The organism is Streptomyces flavofungini (genome assembly GCF_041028215.1).
GTDB lineage: Bacteria > Actinomycetota > Actinomycetes > Streptomycetales > Streptomycetaceae > Streptomyces > Streptomyces flavofungini_B.
Window position 1 is genome coordinate 1 of record NZ_JASKYR010001404.1, and the last position, 718, is coordinate 718.

Sequence of the window (718 nt, forward strand, 5' to 3'; positions counted from 1 at the left end):
GTGGTGGAGGAGGAGCTGGGTGCGCCACAGGCCGACGGTGAGCAGCACGAGGCAGGTCGCGGCGGTGACGGCGGCCACGGTCACGCCCGCCCCGAGGGCCGCCCTCTCCGCGGCCCGGCCGCGCAGGCTCTTCTCCAGGGCGGAGATGCGGTCCACCACGGAGGTGGCGTCCGAGCCCGTCGCGGGCGCGCAGGGCGGATAGCCGCCGGGCGCCTTCTCGGGCCGGGCGGCGGGGGCGGTGCAGAGCATGCTGCGGGCGTACGAGAGTCCGGCGTCGCGCAGTACGGGGTCGCCGACGTTGTTCTCGGCGAAGGCGATCCAGTTGCCGTAGTCGACGACGAGGCCGGAGACGACGTCGAGTTCCTGGCGCTCGGCGGTGGTCAGGGCGCCGCTGCGGGCCACCTGGTTGAGGCTCTGCGTGGCCCGCGTGGTGCGGGTCAGATAGCGCCTGCCGATGCCGCTGAGCCGCACCGACTCCCCGGCGTCCAGGCTCAGTGCCGCCTCGCGGTCGGCGATGCGCAGCGACATCTCGGCGTCGGCGAGGTCGCCGAGCGCGGGGATGTGGCTGTCGCGCAGCGCCGCCGAGTCCGCGCGGACCTCCCCGTACGCCCAGCCGAAGGTGAGGGCGGCGACGACGGTGAGCAGCGGCAGCGCGATCAGCCGCTCCCGCAGGTAGACGCGGTTGCGCGGCCGTGCGGAGGGCGGCGCGGGCCAGAGG

1 pseudogene is annotated in these 718 nt (G+C 75.6%); it reads right to left on the bottom strand.

Annotated elements, in window-relative coordinates:
• A pseudogene (locus AB8Z36_RS41325) lies at positions 1-718 on the bottom strand (hypothetical protein); the annotation flags it as partial.